We start from the raw sequence: 5,836 nt of genomic DNA on the forward strand, positions 1-5,836 counted from the left end.
CTTCAGATGTGAAGCTAACGTTAATGGAGATTTTGCCAGATGATTACGAAGTGTATATCGTAACAGCTGCAGGGACTTCATTCGAGCAAGTGAAAAAGGTATCGTTATACATGTTAGATCACGAAACAGAATTAAATAATTTAACGAGTGTGTATGTACCGCCAGTTAAGGAACGTGCGTCCTTATATCAGCAGTTTGATGTGCTTAGAGCAATTATTGCTGATCTTCGTGGACCGAATGGTTGCCCGTGGGATAAAAAGCAAACTCATCAATCTTTAAAGAAATACTTAATTGAAGAAGCGTATGAAGTGCTAGAAGCAATTGATGAAGAGGATGATGATCATTTAGTAGAAGAACTAGGTGATATATTATTACAAGTTATGCTTCATGCCCAAATTGGAGAGGATGAAGGTTGGTTCTCTATAGATGAYATTATTCGGACTTTAGCTGAGAAAATGGTTCGTCGTCATCCGCATGTGTTTGGGGATACGGATGTAAATAATGCTGATGAAGTGATTGCAAATTGGGAAGAAATTAAAAAACAGGAAAAGGGATTCGTGAAAGAATCTGTTTTAGCGGGTATTCCAAAAAGCTTGCCACAACTAATGCGTGCTTATGAAATTCAGAAGAAAGCTGGAAAGGTTGGATTTGATTGGGTTGATGTGCAGCCGATGATAGAGAAGGCCTTAGAAGAATGGCAAGAATTCCAACAAGAAGTTGTAAACATGGATGAGAAAAAGATGCTAGGTGAATTTGGTGATTTACTATTTGCATTTGTGAATATAGCTCGTCATTATAAATTAGATCCAGAAGAAGCGTTACGTTCAACTAATGAGAAATTTATGGATCGCTTTTTATACATGGAAGCAAAAGTAGCTGAAATGAATAAGGAAATGCAAGATTTATCATTAGAACAGTTAGATATTTTATGGGAAGAGGCAAAACAAACAGAGCGTTAATAGGGGGATTTGATATGCGTCTAGATAAATTTTTGAAAGTATCACGTTTAATTAAAAGAAGAACATTAGCAAAAGAAGTGTCTGACCAAGGAAGAATTTCGATTAATGGCCAAGTGGCAAAAGCGAGTTCAGATGTGAAGGTAGAGGATGAATTAACAATTCGTTTCGGGCAAAAAATAGTAACTGTGAAAGTAAATGAATTGAAAGAAACAACTAAAAAAGAAGATGCAGCAAACATGTATAGTCTCGTTCGTGAGGAAAAGGTGAAAGCGGAAGAAGGCTTGTTCTAAAATAGGTTAGTCCTTCATACATTACTATTAGCTAGTATAAAGCTATGGGGGGATTTTCGTGAATAATGGTTACTCACCTATGTCTTCTAATCAACAAAATGTTTCKKTAGAGCATGATATTATTATGCGTGGCAGGCGTGTAATTGATATTACCGGTGTAAAGCAGGTAGAGAGTTTTGATAGCGAAGAGTTTTTACTCGAGACTGTAATGGGTTTTTTAACAATTCGTGGTCAAAATTTGCAAATGAAGAATTTAGATGTAGAAAAGGGTGTTGTATCAATTAAAGGGAAAGTTCATGAAATGCTGTATATTGATGAGAACCAAGGGGAGAAAACTAAAGGCTTCTTTAGTAAGCTGTTTAAATGAGCCTAACAATTCAGTTGTATACAATGCTTTCGATGATTGGAATGGGTGCTTGGATTGGTGCTTCTTTAGATACATACCAACGGTTTTTAAAACGCCAAGAGCGTAAACGTTGGCTTGTATTTATACATGATATACTATTTTGGATTGTCCAAGCATTATTCGTTTTTTATGTATTACTGCGTGTAAATGAAGCCGAACTACGTATATATGTATTTTTGGCGTTACTATGTGGTTTTGCAGCATATCAAAGCTTATTGAAAGCACTATACATGAAGATGTTAAATTTTCTCATCTATATTTTTGTACAAACAACACAATTTTTTGTTCGAATTATACAGCTACTCATGATAAAACCTGTTATTATTATAGCACAGCTATTTATTGCATTTATATTATTCTTATTTCGTATACTGCTTTCAATTGGACATGTGTTATGGAAAATGGTGATTTGGATATTACTTTTCATATGGAAAGTTTTTTTCTCGCCTGTTCGGTTTATTGCTTCGCTCATATGGAAACTTCTCCCTAATCGTGTTAAACTTTTTATAATGAAGCATGTAGGGTTCCTGCAATATGTAGCAAAATTGAAGGGACATATCTTCCAATTATGGGTGCGTATAAAAAAGAAGTTAGGGGGACCTCGGAAATGAGGGAACTGAGACAAAGAACAATCGACAAACAGAGTCCAAATCCTGTTAAAGAACATATAATACAAACGGATGAGAACAGGAAGCGACTTTATCGCCGTTTAGCGGTTTTTCTTGTCTTTGCTTTTACAATTATTGCCAGTATTAGTGTGACGTTTTATCAACAAAACAGTTCCATTAAAGCAAAAGAAGCAAAAGTTAAGGACATGAAAAAAGAACTGGATTCATTAACGAAAAAAGAAAAGAATCTAAAAGATGAAGTTCAAAAGTAAAGTAACAGGTATTACAAATTTTGGGGCTTTTGTGGAGCTGCCAGAAGGCTTAACAGGTCTTGTTCATATTAGTGAAGTTGCTGATAATTATGTGAAAGATATTAACGATCACTTAAAAGTAGGCGACCAAGTAGAAGTAAAAGTTATCAATGTTGAAAAAGATGGCAAAATTGGCCTATCTATTAAGAAAGCGAAAGAACGTGAAAAAACAGAAGGAGATCGTCCACGCGGTGAATACCAACGTGGTGGTGATCAACAACGTTCTGGACGTCCACAACGTAATAATCGTTCTTCCAACAGAGATAACCGCGGTGGCGGTAACGAACGAGCTCCAAAAGAAACATTTGAGCAAAAGATGGCACGCTTTTTAAAAGATAGTGAAGATCGTTTAACTTCTTTAAAGCGTAACACAGAATCTAAACGTGGTGGCCGTGGCGCACGTCGCGGATAATAAGTCCGTTTAATTCTTAACATATAGAGAGGTACCCCGAGTAATTACTCGGGTACTTTTTTATGTGAGAGAATATATTTTTAAAAAAGTTTTTGAGATGTATTGACTTTAAAATATATCTGATGTAATATACTAATTGTCCGTTAAATACGACGACATGGCGGTGTAGCTCAGCTGGCTAGAGCGTACGGTTCATACCCGTGAGGTCGGGGGTTCGATCCCCTCCGCCGCTATATTTAATTTAACGGCCCGTTGGTCAAGTGGTTAAGACACCGCCCTTTCACGGCGGTAACACGGGTTCGAATCCCGTACGGGTCATCTAAAAAGATCATGCAAATTTGCATGGTCTTTTTTTGTTAAATATAAATTAAGACGTACAATACTTCTACAAAATCACCCTATATTTTCTGAACATTCTTTCAACTCGCTTTAAATAAATTAAATACTATGTATATATGTAGATTTATTTCGAATAAAAAGTCGAACGATTATAAAAGTCAAAACTGTTGTTTTGACAAAAAAACCAATAATCATCTTTTATAATAACAGTAATTAAACTRTGCAGGTGGTGTTAAAAATATGCCTAAAGCAGGAAGGAATACTATGAATACAAGTGCATTGGCGATGAATGAAAGTCAGCTTGGAACAATAAAGTGGACGAGTAAGTTGCGAATGAAGTTTGAAAAAGTTTTCTTTAGATGGGGATTCATTATTGCTGTTATTGGTTTTCTTTTGGGACGAGCATATATATTAACAAACATTTTACCGTTTGCATTGCCGTTTTTTGCTGCTGTTTATGTTATGAAGCGAGATAAAATGCCGCTCGCGTTCTTAGCCCTAATGGGGGGAGCACTTTCAGTTTCAATAGATAATTTATTTTTTACTTTTGCATCTATCTTTACCTTCTTTATTTATAATATCTTCTTTAGTCGGTTTACACGTAAAACTGTTGGACTTGTACCATTCCAAGTATTTATCTCCGCATTAACCGCACATTTAGTTGTTGTATATTTTGCACAGCAAACCGTCACCATGTATGATCTGCTCGTCAGTACGATCGAAGCGGGGCTTAGCTTCGTATTAACGATGATATTTTTACAAAGTGTTCCGCTTTTAGTGGAAAGGAAAGGGAAGCAACAAGCGTTAGAAACAGAAGAAATTGTTTGTTTAATTATATTACTAGCATCTGTTTTAACGGGCACAACGGATTGGTTTGTTTATGATGCTTCTATTCAACATATTTTCACTAGATATTTAGTATTAGTATTTGCCTTTATTGCAGGGGCAGCTACAGGGTCCACGGTAGGAGTTGTCACTGGGTTAATATTAAGTTTAGCAAATGTGGCGAGCTTGTCTCAACTTAGTCTCCTTGCCTTTTCAGGATTGCTTGGGGGATTGTTAAAAGAAGGGAAGCGTATAGGAGTTAGTTTAGGTTTATTAATTGGTACAAGCTTAATTACATTATATGTAGACAAGCAAACAAGTATTGTAACAACTTTAATTGAATCTGGTGTAGCGATTGTTTTCTTCTTATTAACACCGAAGCTTGTTATGGATCGTATTGCTAAATTTATGCCGGGTACACAGGAACATTCACAGGATCAACAACAATATTTAAGAAGAGTGCGCGATGTTACAGCAAACAAAATCAATCAATTTGCTAATGTATTTGCTGCTTTGTCTAATAGCTTTTCTGTATACGGGTATGTGGAGGAGGAAGATAAAGAAACAGAAGCTGATTTATTTTTAAGTACAATTACTGCAAAAACATGTCAAACATGCTTTAAGAAGGATCAATGTTGGGTAGTTAATTTTGATAAAACATACGATTATATGAAACAAATAATGAGTGAAACAGAAGAAGGAACGCTGCAGCATAATCGGAAGTTAGTTCGTGAATGGGACAAGCATTGTGTGAGAGGGAAGAAAGTAACGGATTTAGTAGCAGGTGAATTAGATCACTTCTATGAGGGGCAGAAATTAAGAAAACAAATGAAGGAAAATCGTAGAATTGTAGCGGAGCAATTACTAGGTGTATCAAAAGTGATGGAGGATTTCGCTAAGGAGATACAACGAGAAAGAGAGAACCATCAAGCGCAGGAGGAGCAAATTTTACAAGCGTTTCGTGATTTTGGTGTCGAAGTGGAGCATGTTGATATTTATTGTTTAGATAGAGGAAGTATTGATATTGAAATGTTGATTCCGGCTGCATCTAATGAACATGGGGAATGTGAGAAGTTGGTTGCTCCAATGCTTTCAGATATTTTAAAAGAGAATATCGTCGTTAAGCATGAAGAGAAATCCTCATATCCAAATGGGCACAGTTTAATATCATTTGGTTCAGCGAAGACATATTCTCTTGATACAGGATTGGCCACAGCTGCAAAAGGTGGTGGGTTTATTTCAGGTGATTCCTACGCGATGATGGATTTGAGCGTTGGTAAATATGCACTTGCGATTAGTGATGGTATGGGAAATGGACAAAGGGCTCATATGGAGAGTAGGGAAACGGTAAAATTATTACAAAAGATACTTCAATCAGGTATTGATGAAGAAATAGCGATTAAGTCCATCAATTCGATTCTTTCTTTAAGGACGACAGAGGAGATGTATACAACGCTTGACTTGGCTATGGTAGATTTGCGGGATGCGAGTGCGAAGTTTTTAAAGATTGGATCGACGCCGAGTTTTGTTAAACGCGGAAATAATATTTTGAAAATTGAGGCAAGTAATTTGCCGATGGGAATCATTGAAGATGTTGAAGTTGATGTGGTTGGTGAGCAATTAAAAACGGGTGATCTTCTTATCATGATGAGTGACGGCATCTTTGAGGGAGCGCAACATGTGGAG

The 5,836-nt window shown here is 36.4% G+C and carries 6 protein-coding genes, 2 tRNA genes and 1 pseudogene; all 9 read left to right on the forward strand.

The genetic code is table 11. The annotated features are described in order from the left end of the window. Positions 1-959: nucleoside triphosphate pyrophosphohydrolase (gene mazG / locus AC1DJR_RS22305; RefSeq protein ID WP_477003524.1), on the forward strand; the 959-nt coding region annotated here is incomplete at its 5' end. A 14-nt stretch (positions 960-973) separates the two neighbouring features. After that, positions 974-1,249, forward strand: coding sequence for an RNA-binding S4 domain-containing protein (locus AC1DJR_RS22310; RefSeq protein ID WP_002009677.1), 276 nt, complete (start codon positions 974-976; stop codon positions 1,247-1,249). Between the two features lie 58 nt (positions 1,250-1,307). After that, positions 1,308-1,616, forward strand: coding sequence for a sporulation protein YabP (yabP, locus tag AC1DJR_RS22315; RefSeq protein ID WP_477003525.1), 309 nt, complete (start codon positions 1,308-1,310; stop codon positions 1,614-1,616). Next, positions 1,613-2,266, forward strand: a complete 654-nt coding sequence (yabQ, locus tag AC1DJR_RS22320; protein WP_002091573.1) for a spore cortex biosynthesis protein YabQ — start codon at positions 1,613-1,615, stop codon at positions 2,264-2,266. Before yabP ends, yabQ begins: the two co-directional genes overlap by 4 nt. Further along, positions 2,263-2,532: pseudogene (gene divIC, locus AC1DJR_RS22325) on the forward strand (cell division protein DivIC); the annotation flags it as partial. The gene yabQ and the pseudogene divIC, both read left to right, overlap by 4 nt. Further along, the gene (locus AC1DJR_RS22330) at positions 2,519-2,986 is read left to right on the forward strand and encodes a S1 domain-containing RNA-binding protein (RefSeq protein ID WP_477003526.1); all 468 of its coding nucleotides are present in this window, start codon (positions 2,519-2,521) and stop codon (positions 2,984-2,986) included. The pseudogene divIC and the gene AC1DJR_RS22330, both read left to right, overlap by 14 nt. A gap of 159 nt (positions 2,987-3,145) precedes the next feature. Beyond that, a tRNA-Met gene (locus tag AC1DJR_RS22335) sits at positions 3,146-3,219 on the forward strand. 13 nt (positions 3,220-3,232) lie between these two features. Further along, positions 3,233-3,304, forward strand: a tRNA-Glu gene (locus tag AC1DJR_RS22340). A gap of 261 nt (positions 3,305-3,565) precedes the next feature. Continuing rightward, positions 3,566-5,836, forward strand: a 2,271-nt coding sequence (gene spoIIE, locus AC1DJR_RS22345; RefSeq protein WP_477003527.1) for a stage II sporulation protein E, incomplete at its 3' end; no start/stop codon positions are given.

The organism is Bacillus sp. 05T31, from assembly GCF_056396725.1.

Coding starts and splice junctions, on each gene's coding strand:
- yabQ (WP_002091573.1), top strand. CDS start 1,613: ATGAGCCTAACAATTCAGTTGTATACAATGCTTTCGATGATTGGAATG.
- AC1DJR_RS22330 (WP_477003526.1), top strand. CDS start 2,519: ATGAAGTTCAAAAGTAAAGTAACAGGTATTACAAATTTTGGGGCTTTT.
- AC1DJR_RS22310 (WP_002009677.1), top strand. CDS start 974: ATGCGTCTAGATAAATTTTTGAAAGTATCACGTTTAATTAAAAGAAGA.